At 64.6% G+C, this 16,818-nt stretch carries 13 protein-coding genes; 7 read left to right on the top strand and 6 right to left on the bottom strand.

The genetic code is table 11. The features are described from left to right. Positions 1-12: 12 nt before the first annotated feature. Positions 13-147, bottom strand: a complete 135-nt coding sequence (gene rpmH, locus HOP53_RS18335) for a 50S ribosomal protein L34 (RefSeq protein ID WP_010626003.1) — start codon at positions 145-147, stop codon at positions 13-15. A gap of 513 nt (positions 148-660) precedes the next feature. Between rpmH and dnaA the strand changes: the two genes are divergently transcribed. The 4 genes from dnaA (at position 661) to gyrB (ending at position 7,005) form a co-directional block, all read left to right on the top strand. Then, the gene (gene dnaA / locus HOP53_RS18330; RefSeq protein WP_234271340.1) at positions 661-2,133 is read left to right on the top strand and encodes a chromosomal replication initiator protein DnaA; all 1,473 of its coding nucleotides are present in this window, start codon (positions 661-663) and stop codon (positions 2,131-2,133) included. Between the two features lie 69 nt (positions 2,134-2,202). Further along, positions 2,203-3,306: a DNA polymerase III subunit beta gene (gene dnaN / locus HOP53_RS18325; RefSeq protein WP_234271339.1), complete on the top strand. Its 1,104-nt coding sequence runs from the start codon at positions 2,203-2,205 to the stop codon at positions 3,304-3,306. Between the two features lie 150 nt (positions 3,307-3,456). Continuing rightward, positions 3,457-4,581: a DNA replication/repair protein RecF gene (recF, locus tag HOP53_RS18320; protein ID WP_234271338.1), complete on the top strand. Its 1,125-nt coding sequence runs from the start codon at positions 3,457-3,459 to the stop codon at positions 4,579-4,581. Positions 4,582-4,584: 3 nt separating this feature from the next. Then, complete coding sequence (gene gyrB, locus HOP53_RS18315) at positions 4,585-7,005, top strand: DNA topoisomerase (ATP-hydrolyzing) subunit B (protein WP_234271337.1); 2,421 nt, start codon at positions 4,585-4,587, stop codon at positions 7,003-7,005. Positions 7,006-7,176: 171 nt separating this feature from the next. Here the strand turns inward: gyrB and gmhB are convergent, their stop codons facing one another. The 3 genes from gmhB to glyQ form a co-directional block, all read right to left on the bottom strand. Next, positions 7,177-7,731, bottom strand: coding sequence for a D-glycero-beta-D-manno-heptose 1,7-bisphosphate 7-phosphatase (gene gmhB / locus HOP53_RS18310; RefSeq protein ID WP_234271336.1), 555 nt, complete (start codon positions 7,729-7,731; stop codon positions 7,177-7,179). 190 nt (positions 7,732-7,921) lie between these two features. Continuing rightward, positions 7,922-9,988, bottom strand: a complete 2,067-nt coding sequence (gene glyS, locus HOP53_RS18305; RefSeq protein ID WP_234271335.1) for a glycine--tRNA ligase subunit beta — start codon at positions 9,986-9,988, stop codon at positions 7,922-7,924. Further along, positions 9,988-11,004, bottom strand: coding sequence for a glycine--tRNA ligase subunit alpha (glyQ, locus tag HOP53_RS18300; protein ID WP_234271334.1), 1,017 nt, complete (start codon positions 11,002-11,004; stop codon positions 9,988-9,990). Before glyQ ends, glyS begins: the two co-directional genes overlap by 1 nt. Positions 11,005-11,102: 98 nt before the next feature. Between glyQ and rfaD the strand changes: the two genes are divergently transcribed. Next, entirely contained in the window at positions 11,103-12,068 is a 966-nt protein-coding gene (rfaD, locus tag HOP53_RS18295; protein ID WP_234271333.1) for an ADP-glyceromanno-heptose 6-epimerase, read from the top strand. After that, positions 12,065-13,117 carry a lipopolysaccharide heptosyltransferase II gene (waaF, locus tag HOP53_RS18290; protein WP_234271332.1) on the top strand — a complete coding sequence of 351 codons (1,053 nt, stop codon included), beginning with the start codon at positions 12,065-12,067 and terminating at the stop codon, positions 13,115-13,117. Before rfaD ends, waaF begins: the two co-directional genes overlap by 4 nt. A gap of 5 nt (positions 13,118-13,122) precedes the next feature. On the opposite strand, the gene HOP53_RS18285 is transcribed toward waaF, so the two are convergent. Continuing rightward, a complete protein-coding gene (locus HOP53_RS18285) occupies positions 13,123-14,805 on the bottom strand; it encodes a sulfatase-like hydrolase/transferase (RefSeq protein WP_234271331.1) in 1,683 nt (560 codons plus the stop codon). Between the two features lie 154 nt (positions 14,806-14,959). Between HOP53_RS18285 and HOP53_RS18280 the strand changes: the two genes are divergently transcribed. Beyond that, positions 14,960-15,739: a glycosyltransferase family 2 protein gene (locus HOP53_RS18280; protein ID WP_234271330.1), complete on the top strand. Its 780-nt coding sequence runs from the start codon at positions 14,960-14,962 to the stop codon at positions 15,737-15,739. On the opposite strand, the gene HOP53_RS18275 is transcribed toward HOP53_RS18280, so the two are convergent. Continuing rightward, the gene (locus HOP53_RS18275; protein WP_234271329.1) at positions 15,693-16,802 is read right to left on the bottom strand and encodes a glycosyltransferase family 9 protein; all 1,110 of its coding nucleotides are present in this window, start codon (positions 16,800-16,802) and stop codon (positions 15,693-15,695) included. The two genes, HOP53_RS18280 and HOP53_RS18275, sit on opposite strands and share 47 nt — an antisense overlap. Positions 16,803-16,818: the final 16 nt, after the last annotated feature.

Below are 16,818 nucleotides of genomic sequence, written 5' to 3'. Positions count from 1 at the left end.
CGCAATCCGCGATCAGGCGCTCAGACGCTTGCGGCCCTTGGCGCGGCGGCGAGCCAGAACGGCACGACCATTCTTGGTAGCCATGCGAGCACGGAAGCCGTGGACACGCTTGCGCTTCAGAACGCTGGGTTGAAAGGTGCGTTTCATAACTCTTGATTCCCACGTGGTTTGTTGACGGATCGTCTTACAGGAATGCCCTGATTCCCGACTGGAACCAGGGGCAGATTCGGTTCAAGACCGGAAATTGTAGAGACTTCGGCTGCCCGACGCAATTGTTCCTCACCTTCCCGCATCATCGCAGGGTATCCGCAGAGAACGGCGCTAGAGCAATCATCATAAGAGGTTTTCTTGAAGCTATTGTGACTAATGGTGGGGATCAATTCTGTTGATAAGGTGGTATTTCCCATTCTGATCAGAGGATTGTCTGATGCCCGGTTCTGTGGAAAAGCGTGGGGAAAGGCGTGTTCATGCTGTGACTTGGCTGTTGATGGTTGCCCGACTCATCCACAGCCTGGGGTGGTCCGCCATTGATGGACAGGATGATCACCGGTGCCACCTGAGCTTTTCCACAGCTGTTTTGCGGGGTTTTCCGCTGTGGATAACCCGGCGGGCGAAGGATACAATGTCCGGTCACGCATCAACGGGTCATGGTGAGGTCGAGTGTCTCTTGCTCTCTGGCAACAGTGTCTGGATTATCTGCAGGACGAGCTGAACGCCCAGCAGTTCAATACATGGATTCGCCCTCTGCAGGCCGAGGAGGGCGAAGCCAACGAGCTGCGGCTGCTGGCGCCCAACCGTTTCGTACGTGATTGGGTCGGCGACAAGTATGCCAAGCGCATCAATGAGCTGCTCAGGGAGCTGGCGCCTGCCAAACCGCCGCGGGTGGTACTGGCCGTGGGCAGTCGCAAGGTGGCGGCGGTCAAGCCCCAGACGCGCGAACTCGGGGCTCCTGTCTCGGCCAATCCTCACTCCCCCTTGGCGCCTGCCGTTCAGGTGCCGCCTCGCGGCGACATCGGCGATGAGCGTGAGATCGATCAGCTGCGCGAGGAGGGCGGCACGGCGCGGCGTTCCGGCAGCGAGCGCGAAGTGCAGGTCGAGGGTAGCCTCAAGCACAGCAGCGGGCTCAACCCCAGCTTCACCTTCGAAACCTTCGTCGAGGGCAAGTCCAACCAGCTGGCTCGGGCCGCCTCGCGGCAGGTCTCGGAGAACCCCGGTGGTGCCTACAACCCACTGTTCCTCTACGGTGGCGTCGGTCTGGGCAAGACCCACCTGATGCATGCCGTGGGTAATGCCCTGGCCGCGCGGCGCGAGAATGCGCGGGTGGTCTATCTGCACTCCGAGCGCTTCGTGGCGGACATGGTCAAGGCGCTGCAGCTCAATGCCATCAACGATTTCAAGCGTTTCTATCGCAGCGTCGATGCGCTGCTGATCGACGACATTCAGTTCTTCGCCGGCAAGGAGCGCTCCCAGGAGGAGTTCTTTCACACTTTCAATGCCTTGCTCGAGGGCGGTCAGCAGATGATCCTCACCTCGGACCGCTATCCCAAGGAGATCAGCGGCGTCGAGGAGCGGCTCAAGTCGCGCTTCGGCTGGGGCCTTACCGTGGCCATCGAGCCGCCGGAGCTGGAAACTCGGGTCGCCATCCTGATGAAGAAGGCGGATCAGGCCAAGGTGGATCTGCCTCACGACGCCGCTTTCTTCATTGCCCAGAAAATTCGCTCCAACGTGCGTGAGCTGGAGGGAGCGCTGAAAAAAGTCATTGCCGACTCCCATTTCATGGGCAAGCCCATCACCCAGGATTTCATTCGCGAGTCGTTGAAGGATCTGCTGGCGCTGCAGGACAAGCAGGTCGGCGTCGACAACATCCAGCGCACCGTGGCCGAGTACTACAAGATCAAGCTCGCCGACCTGCTCTCCAAGCGCCGTTCGAGATCGGTGGCCAGGCCGCGTCAGGTCGCCATGGCACTAGCCAAGGAGTTGACCAACCACAGCCTGCCGGAAATTGGCGATGCCTTCGGCGGCCGCGATCACACGACGGTATTGCATGCCTGCCGCAAGGTGCAGTCACTACAGGAAGAGAGCGCGGACATCCGCGAGGACTACAAGAACCTGCTGCGGCTATTGACCAGCTGAGCGCAGGCTCGCCAGGACGTCTGACATCAATGCCCGACACCCATCTACAGGACTAGACGTGGAGCCGACATGAGATTTTCCATTACCCGTGAAGCGCTGCTGCGGCCGCTGGCGTTGGTGGCTGGCGTGGTGGAGCGCCGCCAGACCTTGCCGGTGCTGTCCAACGTGCTGATTCAGGTCGATCAGGATCAGGTAGCACTCACCGGGACCGACCTCGAGGTCGAACTCATCGGTCGTACGGCCGCCTCTCTGGTCGAAGTGCCGGGAGCCATCACCGTGCCTGCCCGCAAGCTGATGGACATCTGCAAGTCGCTGCCCGATCAGGCCGAGCTGCAGTTCAGCCTGGAGGATGGTCGCGCTGTGCTGCGCAGCGGCCGCTCCCGCTTCACCTTGTCGACGCTGCCGGTGGCGGAGTTCCCCAACATCGAGGATAGCGCCGGCGACGTCGAGCTGAGCCTGCCGCGCGGCACGCTCAAGCACTTGATCGATGCCACCTCCTTTGCCATGGCCCAGCAGGACGTGCGCTACTACCTCAACGGCATGCTGCTGGAGCTGCGTTCAGGCTTGGTGCGTACCGTGGCCACCGACGGCCACCGGCTGGCTGTCTGCTCGCGTTCGGCGGAGATCCAGGTCGAGCCGGCGCGCAAGCTGATCGTGCCGCGCAAGGGTGTGCTGGAGCTGGTACGGCTGCTCGACGACAGCGACGAGCCGGTGACGCTGACGCTCAGCGCGAGCCATGTGCGTGCCCATACTGGCGATTTCACCTTCACCTCGAAGCTGGTCGATGGCAAGTTCCCCGACTACGAGCGTGTGGTGCCGCGCGGCGGCGACAAGGTCTTCATTGCCGAGCGCGCCGAGCTGCGCCAGGTACTCTCGCGCACCTCCATTCTCTCCAACGAGAAGTATCGCGGCGTGCGCCTGCATCTGCAGGAGGGCAATCTGCAGGTCATGGCCAACAACCCCGAGCAGGAAGAAGCCGAAGAAAACGTGGCGGTCGAGTATGGCGGCGACTCGCTGGAAATTGGCTTTAATGTTGGCTATCTCATTGATGTTCTTAATGTTATTGGAGAGGACCGCGTGCAGATGACGCTTGCAGATTCCAATAGCAGCGCCTTGATGGAAGAGCCCGGTGGCGGCGATGCCATGTATGTCGTCATGCCCATGCGCCTCTAGGAGCGCTGACCTCGTGTTCGCGCCGACTCTCGCACCGCTGCGCGTGCAGGGCATCGCCGGGCTCGCGAACGCTGCTCTTTCCTCTCTGGGTACACAGCCGCAGCGAATGCCGGCTGGGTACCGTTGCCACGCCCTCCTGCGCTACGTTGTATGCTGATCGAACGCCTGGCCTTCACCGGCTTGCGAAATCTGGCCCCGCTCGATGTCACGCCGAGCCCCGGTATCAACCTGATCGTTGGGCGCAACGGTAGTGGCAAGACCAGCGTGCTCGAGGGACTGCACATCCTGGGCATGGGGCGGTCTTTCCGCACGCGGCAGCTGAAGCATGCGATTGCCCATGATGCAGCGGAGATGACGCTGTTTGCCCGGCTCGAAGGTACACCGCCCGTACCCATCGGCATACGCCGGGAGCGTGAAGGCGGCGAGCTCGAAATGCGCATGGCGGGGGAGCGGGTACCCAGGCTGGCACAGCTGATCGAGGCCCTTCCACTGCAGCTAGTCAATCCCGATGCCTTCCGCCTGCTCGAGGGTGCGCCGGCCGGACGAAGAGAGTTTCTCGACTGGGGTGTGTTTCACGTGAAACACGACTTCTACGACGCTTGGCGCCGCGCCAAGCGTGCGCTGAAGCATCGGAATGCGCTCCTCAGGCGTGATAGAATGGACGTCAGTAGTCTGGCTGCCTGGGAGCAGGAGCTGGCCCACTGGGGAGAGCGCGTCGATGTGCTGCGCCGCGAATGGATGACGAGCTTCGTGCCGGTATTCGAGGAGACTCTCGGCCGGCTGATCCAGCTGCCTGATTTGCGTCTGCGCTACTCCCGCGGCTGGGACAAGCAGCGCGATCTGCACGACGTGCTCGAGCAGGGTCGCGAGCAGGATTTTCATGTGGGCTTCACGCAGCATGGACCCCAGCGTGCCGATCTCAGAATCCGGCTGGGGCGACGGCCTGCCGTGGAGGTGCTGTCCCGCGGACAGCAGAAACTGGTAGTGAGTGCGCTCAAGCTGGCGCAAGGAAGGCTGCTTGAGCTGTCGACAGGGCGTAACTGTCTTTACCTGATCGACGACTTGCCTGCAGAGCTCGATGCCGAGCATCGGCGCGTCTTTTGTCGCCTGCTCGAGTCGATGCGCTGCCAGGCATTCATCACGAGTGTCGAACACGATGCCCTGGCGGGGCCATGGGAGCCCCAGACGCCCATCGCGATGTTTCACGTGAAACAAGCGGCTTCCGCAGCGGGGCAGCTAGGGTCAGAGGCACAGATAGACTTCATCATGGAGTAGTCAATGAGCGAGCAAGCTTACGACTCGTCGAGCATCAAGGTTCTCAAGGGCCTGGATGCCGTGCGAAAGCGTCCTGGTATGTACATCGGCGATACCGATGACGGGACAGGTCTGCACCATATGGTGTTCGAGCTGGTGGACAACTCCATCGATGAAGCCCTGGCCGGATACTGCAGCGAAGTGCGCGTGATCATCCACCCTGACGAATCCATCACCGTCAGTGACAATGGTCGCGGCGTGCCTACCGACATCCACGAGGAAGAGGGCGTATCGGCGGCGGAGGTGATCATGACGGTGCTGCACGCCGGCGGCAAGTTCGACGACAACTCCTACAAGGTGTCGGGCGGACTTCACGGCGTCGGCGTCTCGGTGGTGAACGCGCTGTCGGAAGAGCTGAAGCTGACGATCTGGCGTGCCGGACAGGTGCACGAGCAGATCTATCGTCACGGTGTACCTCAGGCCCCGCTCAGCGTAGTCGGCAAGACGGAAAAGACCGGCACCCGGGTGCACTTCAAGCCTTCCCCGGATACCTTCGCCAATATCGAGTTCCACTACGATATCCTGGCCAAGCGCTTGCGCGAACTCTCCTTCCTCAACTCCGGGGTGGCGATTCGTCTGACAGATGAGCGCAGCGGCAAGGAAGAGCTGTTCCACTACGAGGGCGGGCTGAAAGCGTTCGTCAATCACCTCAACAGCAACAAAACCGTGCTCAACCCCGTGTTTCACTTCGAAGCCGAGCGAGAGGACGGCGTGGTGGTCGAGGTGGCGATGCAGTGGAACGATTCGTTCGCCGAGAATATTTTCTGTTATACCAATAACATACCGCAGCGCGATGGTGGTACTCACCTGGCCGGTTTTCGTGCGGCGCTGACCCGCACCTTGAATGGCTACATCGAGTCCGAAGGACTGCTCAAGAAGTCCAAGGTGGCCACGTCCGGTGACGATGCACGCGAAGGGCTGACGGCGATCATTTCGGTCAAGGTGCCGGATCCCAAGTTCTCCTCCCAGACCAAGGACAAGCTGGTCTCTTCCGAGGTCAAGACCGCGGTGGAGCAGGAGATGGGGCGCCTATTCTCGGACTATCTGATCGAGAGTCCCAACGACGCGAAGTCGATCGTCAACAAGATGCTCGACGCGGCCCGTGCACGAGAAGCGGCGCGCAAGGCGCGCGACATGACCCGCCGCAAGGGCGCGCTGGACATCGCCGGCCTGCCGGGCAAGCTGGCCGACTGCCAAGAGAAGGACCCGAGCCTCTCCGAACTGTTCCTGGTCGAGGGTGACTCGGCCGGCGGCAGTGCCAAGCAGGGTCGTGATCGGCGCACCCAGGCGATTCTGCCGCTCAAGGGCAAGATCCTGAACGTCGAAAAGGCGCGTTTCGACAAAATGCTCTCTTCCGCCGAGGTGGGCACCCTGATCACCGCCCTGGGCTGCGGCATCGGGCGCGAGGAGTTCAACCCGGACAAGCTGCGCTACCACTCGATCATCATCATGACCGACGCAGACGTCGACGGCTCGCACATTCGTACGCTGCTGCTGACCTTCTTCTTCCGTCAGATGTCGCAGCTGATCGAGCGTGGGCATGTCTTCATCGCTCAGCCGCCGCTGTACAAGATCAAGCGCGGCAAGCAGGAGACCTACCTCAAGGATGAGCAGGCGCTGATCGATTACCTCACCACCACGGCCATGGACGGTGCCCGGCTCTACGTCAATCCGGAAGCGCCGCCCGTTACCGGTGCGCAGCTGGAGTCGCTGGTGGGCCAGTACCGCGACGTGATGAAGCGGATCGATCGCCTCTCGCGTGTCTACCCCAACGAGGTGCTGCGCAAGGTGGTCCACGCCGCGCGCCTGGAAGGTGAAGCGAGCCTCAAGGATCGCGTCACCATGCAGAACTGGATCGAGTACCTGCAGCAGGAAATGGATGCGCTAGTCGCTTACGAAGGCGGCCCGCGCTATACCTTCCGCCTCGAAGAGGACACCGAGCGCGAGCTGTTCCTGCCGGCGGTCACGCTGACGGCGCACGGAGTCAGCTCCGACTACGTGTGGGGCATCGACTTCTTCACCAGCGCCGACTACCGTGCCATGGCAGCGCTTGGCGAGACGCTGGACGGTCTCCTCGAAGAGGGCGCCTACATCGCGCGGGGTGAGCGCAAGAAGGCGGTCACTACCTTCTACCAGGCCCTGGAATGGCTGATGGCCGAGGCCCAGCGCGGCCTTGCGGTGCAGCGCTACAAGGGGCTGGGCGAGATGAACCCGGACCAGCTGTGGGAGACCACCATGGATCCCGATACGCGACGCCTGCTGCGTGTTTCCATCGAGGATGCAGTGGCCGCCGACATGATGTTCAACACGTTGATGGGCGACGAAGTCGAGCCGCGGCGTGCCTTCATCGAGAGCAATGCGCTGGTGGCCAACCTGGACGTGTGATGCGAGTTCGGCGATGTTTCACGTGAAACATCGCTGCTCTGCCTGGCAGTGAGTGGCATAAGCGGAAAAAAGCCGACCCTTCGGAGGTCGGCTTTTTCATATGTGCCAGGTAAAGGCGTAACGTCCAGATTTCCTAGTACAGCTGTTATCGGCCTTGTTCTCGTAAAGCGCCTAGCCCTGGCTCAGAAGCCAATCGGTAAACGTCGCCAGGTCATTGAAAATTTTTGCGTTTTCCAATCCCGCGCCTTTCGTTTCGGTGCGGCTGCCCTTGCCGGTGCGCACGAGCACGGAGCGACAGCCCATTGCTTCTCCTGCCTGCAGGTCGCGTAGACTGTCGCCCACTATCCAGCTGCCTTCCAGGCTATCCAACCCTAGCGCAGTGCGTATTTCTTCGAGCAGGCCTGGCAGGGGCTTGCGACAGCTGCAGCCGTCGTCCGGGCCGTGGGGGCAGTAGGCGATGTAGGCGATCTCGCCCCCGGCGGCGGTCACCAACCGTTCCAGCTCGGCGTGCATCGTGGTCAGGGTGGCTTCGTCATAGTAGCCGCGTGCGATGCCGGACTGGTTGGTGGCGATGGCCACTTTCCAGCCGGCTCGGCTCAGTCGGGCAATCGCCTCGATGGAGGAGGGGTAGGGAATCCACTCGTCGAGAGATTTGATATAGGCGTCGGAGTCGCGGTTGATGACGCCGTCGCGGTCGAGAATCACGAGTCGGGGTGCGCTGGGCATCTTGCACCATAAGCAGAAGAGTGAAGGGGGCAGTGTTTCACGTGAAACACCCTATGCCAAGCATGCGCGTGTGGCTGGGGATGTTTCACGTGAAACACGGGCGTAGGTTTGGCGCCGTACCAGAGCAACCGGATGAGCGGGCATGAAGAAGCCGGCCGGGCTGCACCCGACCGGCTTCGGCATGAAACGCTTACTGTTGCAGCAGAGCGATATCGGCCACTTCGAGGAACAGCGCCTGCAGGCCGGCCAGCAGCGCCAGTCGGTTGCGTCGCACGGCGTCGTCATCGGCCATGACCATGACGTCATCGAAGAAGGCGTCCACCGGGGTGCGCAGGCCGGCAAGAACGTCCAGCGCCTCGCGGTAGCGACCTTCACCGAACAGCGGCAGGACACGCTCGCGGCTGGTCGAGACGGCCTCGTTCAGCGTGCGCTCGGCCGGTTCCTGAAGCAGAGCCGCGTCGACCTGCCCGCCCAGCTCGCCGGCCTGCTTGGCCAGGATGTTGGAAACCCGCTTGTTGGCGGCGGCCAGGGCAGCGGCTTCCTCACGCTGGGTGAAGACATAAACCGCACGCATGCGACGGGCAAAATCCAGCGGCTTGGTCACCGGGCGCGCACGAACGGCCAGGTAGACCTCTGCGGGAATGCCCTCGTCCAGACCCCAGGCGCGGAAGCGGTCGAGCATGTAGCCCAGCACCTCATCGACCAGCGTCTCCGCGTAGGGCAACTCCTGGTGCTGCGCAGCGGCCAGCTCGAGCAGCTCGCGCAGGTCCAGATCCAGCTCGCCCTTGATCATGATGTTGAGCACGCCAATGGCGGCGCGACGCAGGGCGAAGGGATCCTTGGTACCGCTGGGCCGCTGGCCGATGCCGAAGATGCCGGTCAGGGTGTCGAGGCGGTCGGCCAGCGCCAGAGCCTGGCCGGTACGACAGGCGGGGATCTCGTCGCCGGCGAAGCGCGGTAGATACTGCTCTTCGAGGGCCTGGGCCACTTCGGCCGGCTCGCCGTCGTGGCTGGCGTAGTAGCGGCCCATGATGCCCTGCAGTTCAGGGAACTCGAGCACCATCTCAGTGACCAGATCGCACTTGGCCAGTTCGGCGGCTCGGCGTGCCTGGGCCACGTCGCCATTGATGCGGCCGGCAATGAAGGCGGCCACGGCGGCGCTGCGGTGCGCCTTGTCGGCCAGGGTGCCGAGCTGCTGCTGGAACACCACGTTGGCCAGGCCGGGGATGCGCGCCGCCAGCGGCTGCTTGCGGTCGGTGTCGTAGAAGAAGGCGGCATCGGCCAGACGCGGGCGAATGACTTTCTCGTTGCCTTCGATCACCTGCTGCGGGTCCTGGCTGTCGATATTGGAGATGGTGATGAACTGCGGCTTGAGCCGGCCCTGGTCGTCAAGCAGGTGGAAGTATTTCTGGTTGGCCTTCATCGACGAGATCAGGCACTCCGCCGGAACCTCGAGGAAACGCTCGTCGAAGCTGCCGGACAGCGCCACGGGCCACTCCACCAGGCCGCTCACCTCGACGAGCAGTGCCTCGTCGATCACCGCCTGGGCGTCCTGGACCTCAGCCTCGGCCAGTACCTGCTCGCGGATACGTTCGCGACGACGATCGCGATCGGCCAGTACCCAGGCCTGCTCGAGGGTGGCCAGGTAGTCGTCTGCATGGGCCAGCTCGATGGTCTCGGGGGCATGGAAGCGGTGGCCGCGGGTTGTACGGTCCGAGGTCAGGCCCAGCGCCTGGGCTGCCACCACTTCGCTGCCGTAGAGCATCACCAGCCAGTGCACGGGGCGCGAGAACTCGACCCGCGAGGCGCCCCAGCGCATGTTCTTGGGCACCGGCAGGCCGGCAATGGCCTTGTCGACGATTGCCGGCAGCAGCCGTGTGGTGGCTTCGCCCTGCTGCTGCTCGCGATAGCCGAGCCAGGTGCCCTTGTCGGTCTCCAGGTGGATCAGGTCGGCAACGGCGACGCCGCAGGAGCGGGCGAAGCCTTCGGCGGCCTTGGTCGGCTGGCCGTCCTTGTAGGCGGCGGCCAAGGCCGGGCCGCGGCGCTCGACCTCGCGGTCGGGCTGCTTGTCGGCCAGCTCCATCACCTGCACCGCCAGGCGGCGCGGCGTGGCATAGGCGCGAATGTCGCCGAAGGCGATCTCGGCCTCGCTGAGGCCGCGGCGAATGCCCTCGGCCAGGGCATCGGAGAGCGTGTCGATGGCACGCGGCGGCAATTCCTCGACGCCCAATTCAATCAGAAAGGTATTGGCAGCCATCACGCGTCTCCCTGTTCGGCGTTCATGTCCCGAGCCAGCAGCTCCTGGCGCAGGGCTTCGGGGGCCAGCGGGAAGCCGGCGGCCTTGCGCGAGGCGTAATAGGCGTGGGCCACGTCGCGGGCCATGGTACGTACGCGCAGGATGAAACGCTGCCGCTCGGTCACCGAGATGGCGTGGCGGGCGTCCAGCAGGTTGAAGGTGTGGGAGGCCTTGAGCACCTGCTCATAGGCCGGCAGCGGCAGCCCCGCCTCGAGCAGCTTGGTGCACTCGCGCTCCTGATGGTCGAAGGCCTTGAATAGTGCCGGCACGTCGGCATGCTCGAAGTTGTAGGCCGACTGCTCGCGCTCGTTCTGCAGGTAGACGTCGCCATAGGTGACCTTGGTGCCGTCCGGGGCGATGGTCCACACCAGGTCGTAGACGCTGTCGACGTTCTGCAGGTACATGGCGATGCGCTCGAGACCGTAGGTCAGCTCGCCGGTGACGGGGTAGCACTCGAGCCCGCCGGCCTGCTGGAAGTAGGTGAACTGGGTCACCTCCATGCCGTTTAGCCAGACTTCCCAACCCAGGCCCCAGGCGCCCAGGGTCGGCGATTCCCAGTTGTCCTCGACGAAGCGAATGTCATGCACCAGCGGGTCGATGCCGATACGCTCCAGCGAGCCCAGGAAGCGCTCCTGCAGGTCGGCGGGGGAGGGCTTCATCACCACCTGGAACTGGTAGTAGTGCTGAAGGCGGTTGGGGTTCTCGCCGTAGCGACCGTCGGTGGGGCGACGGGAAGGCTGCACATAGGCGGCGTTCCAGGTCTCCGGGCCGATGGAGCGCAGGAAGGTGGCGGGGTGGAAGGTGCCGGCCCCGACCTCCATGTCCAGCGGCTGGAGCACCACGCAGCCGTGTTCGGCCCAGTACTGCTGCAGGGCGAGGATCAGGCCCTGAAATGTGGTCGCGTCTGGCGCCGACCCTGAGGCCGAGGTCGACGAGGGTGTCGAGAGCGTCTGCGACGGGTTTGACGAGAGTGTCATTGCGGAAGCACCGTTGGCCATGAATTCACAGGGCGTCAAGTATACAATCACAGGCACATGGGTTATAGGCGCAGCGCTTGCGCCCCAGCGAGGTTTACATGATCGTAGTGACAGGTGGCGCCGGCTTCGTCGGCTCGAATCTGGTCAAGGCTCTCAACGAGCGTGGGCGAAACGACGTGCTGGTGGTCGACGATCTCTCCGACGGCACCAAGTTCGTCAACCTGGCGGACTGCACCTTAGGCGATTATCTCGACAAGGACGACTTCCGTGCCCGTGTCGAGGCGGCGCTGCGAGGCGAGCCCTCGCGCCTGCCGCCGATCGAGGCGATCTTCCACGAGGGGGCCTGCTCGGACACCACCGAGTGGGACGGCCGCTTCATGCTCGACAACAACTTTGAGTACTCCAAGGTGCTGCTGCACTTCTGTCAGCAGCGGGGCATCCCCTTCCTCTATGCCTCGTCGGCGGCCACCTACGGCGGCAGCCAGGTGTTTCGCGAGGAGCCGGAGCACGAGAAGCCGCTCAACGTCTACGGCTACTCCAAGCTGCTGTTCGACCAGTACGTGCGTCAGCACTGGAATGAGTTCACCAGCCAGGTGGTGGGGTTCCGCTACTTCAACGTCTACGGCCCGCGTGAGCAGCACAAGGGCAAGATGGCGAGCGTGGCCTATCACAACCACACCCAGATTTCGGCGGGTCAGGGCCTCAGGCTGTTCGGCGGCTGGGACGGCTACGAGGCGGGCATGCAGAGCCGCGACTTCGTCTATGTCGGCGACGTGGTGAACGTCAACCTGTGGTTCCTCGACAACCCCGACAAGTCAGGCATCTTCAATCTCGGCTCCGGTCGGGCCGAGCCGTTCAAGGCCATCGCCGAGGCGGTCATCGATTTTCATGGCCGTGGGCGCATCGAGTACATCGACTTTCCCGACGAGCTCAAGGGGCGCTACCAGAGCTATACCCGCGCCGACATCACGCGCCTGCGCGAGGCCGGCTACGAGGGCGAGTTCCGCACCGTGGCCGAGGGTGTGAAGGCCTATCTCGAGTGGCTGGCCGGGGCCAGGGGATGAGCCAGGCGGCGGCTGCCACAGCCCCGCGTATCCTGGTGGTCGGCCCCTCCTGGGTCGGCGACATGGTCATGGCCCAGAGTCTGTTCATGACCCTCAAACAGGATCAGCCGGGATGCCGCATCGGTGTGGTGGCACCGGGCTGGTCACAGCCGATTCTGGAGCGCATGGCCGAAGTTGATGAGGTGGCGAGCCTGGATGTCGGCCATGGCGAATTCGGCTGGTCGATCCGGCGTGCGCTGGCCGGGCGGCTGCGCGGACGCTTCGACCGGGCCATCGTGCTGCCGCGCTCGTGGAAATCGGCCCTGGTGCCGTTCCTGGCCCGGATTCCGCGTCGCACCGGCTTCACCGGTGAGCAGCGCTATGGCCTGCTCAACGATCGCCGCGAACTCGACAAGACCCTGCTGGACCAGACCGTCAAGCGCTTCGTGGCGCTGGGGCTGACGGCCGAGGAGGCCCGGCGCGGCGATTTCGCCATTCCCCGGCCGCGCTTGCGGGTCGACTCGGACAATCTCGATGAGCTGCACAGGCGTCTGGGACTGACCACACGGCCGGCCGTCGGCATGATGCCTGGGGCCGAGTACGGGCCGGCCAAGCAGTGGCCGCTGGGCCATTTTCGCGAGCTTGCCGAGCGGCTGGTGGACGAGGGCGTCGAGGTCCGCGTGATGGGTGGTCCCAAGGATGTCGCCGCCGGGGCGGCGATTGCCCAAGGCCTGCCACACGTTCACAACCTGTGCGGACAGACCCGGCTGGCCGATGCGGTCGATCTGCTCGCCGACTGCCAGCAGGTCGTGACCAACGACTCCGGACTGATGCACGTGGCCGCGGCGGTGGGCACCCGCGTGCATGCGCTTTATGGTTCGTCGTCGCCGGCCTATACGCCGCCGCTCACCGACAGGGCCGAGATTCACACCCTGGGGCTCGGCTGTTCACCCTGCTTCGAGCGGACCTGTCCGCTGGGGCACACCAACTGCCTGGTGCAGTTGTCGCCCCAGCGGGTGCTGGCCGCTGTCCTGAAGGCCGCCGACGCCGCCGTCATCGTGCGCGGCTGAGCGCATCACTGCACGTCGGCCGGGCGCTCGCCGGTGGTGTCGTCCGGTGCCTCCACGATCTGCTCCTGAGGCGTGTCCTCTTCTTCGGTTTCCTGGCGCGGCGGAGCCAGCCCTTCCCACAGGCGCTCTTGCAGCGCGATCTCCTCGCGCATGCGGTCGTTGACGTACTGCTTGCCGTGCTCCTCGAGCAGCGTCGGCTCGCCCGACAGCAGCGAGACACCGAGCCCGGCCCGGTGCCAGTCGATGGTGAAGCCCATGGCCTCGAGCACCGTCGGGAAGACGTCCACCATGGAGGCCTCGCGGCTCTCGCGTCCCACGGGGATTCCCGGCCCCAGCAGCATGAAGGTGTTGTCGCGCTCGCCCTGGATCAGCTGTTCCCAGGCCGAGACGCGCATGGTCAGGTGATCGCTGGCAACTACCACGATGGTGTTGTCGAGCAGCCCCTCGGCGTCGGCGCGCTCGAGAAACTCGCGTGCCAGCCAGGCTGAGCACTCTACCGAGTAGAGGATGTCGACGCCGTCGAATTCGCCCTGCCGGTCGATACAGGCCTGGGCGGGATAGCCGCGCGGCGCATGGCCGGCAATGGTGAGGTTGATCAATCCCCAGGGACGCCCCGTCTCGTTGAGACGGCGCAGCTCTTGCAGCGTGAAGTCATAGAGCGAGTCGTCGTAGAGCCCCCAGTTGTTGACGTACTCCGGGTCGTCCAGCAGAGGCTGCAGGTCTTCACGCCCGAGCACGGTATCGAAGCCGTGCCCCTTGTAGAAAAGGCCCTTGCCGGCAAAGGCCGTGCTGGCTCCGCCCAGGTAGCTGAGCTCATAGCCCTGTTCGGAGAGCAGATCGCCCAGACAGTCGACGCCGGGTACCACCTTTTCCAGCGGCGAGAACTGGCGGTCATGCAGCAGTCCGGCCGGCATCAAGGGCGTGCCGCACTGGCTGGCGATCATGCCGGCCATGGTCCAGCCGGTGTTGTCGATCTGCCTGACGCCTTCGTAGACCAGGCCGTGTTCGCCGATGACATCCAGATCGGCGTAGGCCTCGCCGAAGCGCTCCCGGTCGGCGTAGGTGCGCTCGATGCTTTCCAGGTACAGGAACAGCAGGTTGGGCGGGTCCTCGGGCGCCTCGAGCAGGATCGGTTCGACGTATTGGCGTTCGAGCCAGGCACCGGGCTTGGTGACGATGGCGGCACCGCGTTGCCCGACGCCGTAAAGCAGCGGATTGCTGGCCAGCAGCACCAGGGCGAGAAAGGGCTCGACGCGGCGCCAGCGGCGGTCATGACGTACCAGCCAGATGACCGAGCCCAGCAAAGCCGCCATCGCCAAGGAATACATGAAGGCGGCGCCGATGCGGCTGACTCCGCCATGATCGGCCATGCCGGCCTGCAGGTGGAAGAAGACCGCGGCCAGGTCGACGATGCCGAAGCTCTCGGTCAGGTAGATATAGAGCCCCCACAGGGCGATGGGCAGCAGCGACCAGCACCATCTGCGCGGGACGTAGCTGTGCGCCGGTGAGTCCGGCTCTCCCCAGCGGAAGAGCGCACCCAGCCTCAGCCAGACGAGCGCCAGCAAGGGCAGGCTCCAGGTGGGAGCGAGCGTCAGCACGGTGATGGCATAGCCCAGGCAAAGCCCGATGATCGACAGCGACAACCAGCGCGGGCGCAGCAACTCGAATAGCTTGGAGGGAATCGGCATGTGAGGATTCATCCATTGAATTCGCTTCCCAGCTTATCAAGTCTCGCGCCCCATGCACCACGAATCGCACAGCGGCCTGCGGCGGCCAGCGATTTGCTGGCCGCCGGCCTGCGGCAGTAAACTGGCCAGCCGCCGAAGCGACGAGGAGAGGGCGATGAGCCTGGCTGCGGTACTGATCGTCAAGAACGAGGCTGCGCATCTGCGTGCCTGCCTGGAGACGCTGCGCTGGGTGGATGAGATCGTGGTCCTCGATGCCGGCAGTGACGATGCCACTTGCGCCATCGCCCGGGAGTTCACCGACAAGGTGGCGGTGAACGCCGACTGGCAGGGCTTCGGCGTGCAGCGTCAGCGTGCCGAAGCCATGGTCGAAAGCGACTGGATCCTGATGGTCGATGCCGACGAGCGGGTGACGCCGGAGCTGCGCCGCAGCATCCAGGCCGCCGTCGCCAGCGACGAGCCGACGATCCATACCCTGCCGCGCCTGTCCTGGTGTTTCGGCGACTTCATTCGCCATTCGGGCTGGTATCCCGACCGGGTGGCACGTCTCTATCCGCGTGGAAAGGCCGGCTACGACGCGGCCCTGGTGCACGAAAAACTGCACAATCCTGCGGGGCTACCGGTCAGGGCGCTCGAGGGCGACCTGCTGCACTACACCTACCGCGACCTGCGCCACTACCTCGAGAAGTCGGCCCACTACGCTCAGGCCTGGGCCGAGCAGCGTGCCGCGCGCGGAAAGAAGGGCAGCCTTGCGGCCGGGCTCGTCCACGGGTTGGGCTGCTTCCTGCGCATGTACCTGCTGCGCGCGGGCTTTCTCGATGGCCGCCAGGGGCTGCTGCTGGCGCTGCTGTCGGCGCATTCCACCTTTGCCAAGTACGCCGACCTGTGGGTCAGGACGCGGACGTCTCCGCCGCCCGACGATACACCAGAGCGCTGATCGCAGCGGCCGCGGCCTCGAGGTCGATGGCCGACATCTCGCTTTCGCCGGCGCCCTCGGGGGGGCTGAAGGCGAGGCGGCGGCTCTCGTCGTTGCAGGTTTGCCAGCGTAACGCAGTGGCGGAGCGGCGCGCGGGGTAGAAACCGGCTGTGGGCCGGTTCAGGCAACCGGCGATATGCAGCGGCCCGGTGGAGCCGGCGACGAACAGGTCGGCGGCGCTGAGCGCCAGGGCGAAATCGGCGAGACCCTTACGCGGCGGCAGTACCTCGGCCTGCAACTGCCTGCTGCGCAGCATCTCGCACAATTCGTGTGCTGCGGACTCCTCCCCGGGGCCGGCGGTCAGCACCCAAGGGGCGCGAATGCCGTCTGCGCCAAGCCGGGAGTCGATGGCGGTGGCTAGTTCGGCGTACTGGGACGCAGAGAGATTGACCGCCGAGCCGCCGCTGCCGGCGTGCAGGAACAGCCACGGCCGCGACGGATCCAGCTCCAGCGTCTCGGCCATCGAGTCGCGCTGGGCGGCCACGGTGTCGGGCGACAGCGGCCAGTAGGGCGGCGAGGGGCGCGCCTGGGGCTGCCGGCCCTGGGCCGCCAGCAGCGCTTCGGCCAGCTCGACGTTGTACAGATACTCCGGTTTGTCGGAGCGCGACCTGCGCTGGACGACGCGATGATTGTAGAATAGCTGCGCCCACTTGGTGGCGGGCGCCACGCGGCAGGGGATGCCGGCTCGCCAGCCGAGCCAGCCGATACGCGGCGTGGAGTAGAGCGTGAGCATGGCGCAGAAGCGTTCGCTGCGCAGCCTTGCCAGAAGCTCGCGCTGCGCCTGTTTTCCGGCGCCGTCACCGGGATCGACGATGATCGCGTCGATCCATGGACACAGCTCGGCCAGCGGCGCCGTATAGGCCGGCACCAGCACGCTGATCCGCGCTTGCGGGGCGGCGGCCTTGAGACAGGCCAGCGCTGGCCAGGCGAGCATGAAATCGCCGAGCTTGTCGTTGCGCACCACCAGGATGTGCGGCGGCCGATTCGCTGCGTGGCGAGCGGCCACGCGGGAAGAAGACGTCATCTGGGCTCCCGAGCCC

The sequence above is a fragment of the Billgrantia ethanolica genome (assembly GCF_021404305.1).
GTDB classification, from domain to species: Bacteria; Pseudomonadota; Gammaproteobacteria; order Pseudomonadales; family Halomonadaceae; genus Halomonas; species Halomonas ethanolica.
Note: the sequence above shows the minus strand (reverse complement) of the source record. Positions and strands in the feature narration are given on the sequence as shown.